1 protein-coding gene is annotated in these 601 nt (G+C 35.4%); it reads left to right on the forward strand.

Annotated elements, in window-relative coordinates; genetic code table 11:
* Window positions 1-284, forward strand: a 284-nt coding sequence (locus tag AC1DWN_RS34960) for a VOC family protein (protein ID WP_477563377.1), incomplete at its 5' end; no start/stop codon positions are given.
* Window positions 285-601 lie beyond the last annotated feature (317 nt).

The raw sequence follows: 601 nt of genomic DNA on the forward strand, positions 1-601 counted from the left end.
CACTTATTCCAGGAAAGGATATGGTTTCGTTAAGAACAGGTTCAGGATATAATTTTTTCTTAGTTCAAAGTAATGATAAGAGACCATTAAGTTTTCACAATAAAGAGGGGTATCATCAGCCTGCGTTTTGCATACTTGTTGAGGATATACAGGCTGTATTTAAGAGTTTAAAAGCCAATAATGTAGAATTTGGAGATATCGTTTTAAGGGATAGGGATAGCTGCGGAACAGACTTAGAAATTTTGGACCCTGATGGTAACAAGTTTCAACTTTGCCAGCAATAATTATTAAAAAGACAATTTTTTCATTTTACTAACAGGTAACGATAGTTGAACAAATAAGGGGCAGTTTGCTTCGGCAGCTGCTCCCTTACTTTGTTAAGTTAACGGGCAGGATAATGGAGAAATTACATGGAATATATTAGGGGTTAATTCGGGTTTTGCACATTTTTATTCTGGAAACTTTATAATGATTGTTTATCAAAGTGAGGGATCGAATTGGGTTTTAACGATACTTCCCTGAAAATGAGGAGATAAAGCTTAGTTCGGAACATTCCTAATATAGATGGTCGCACTTATCTGAGTTAAGTGAGGTCCAAAGA

This window comes from Paenibacillus sp. P4_A7, from assembly GCF_056402455.1.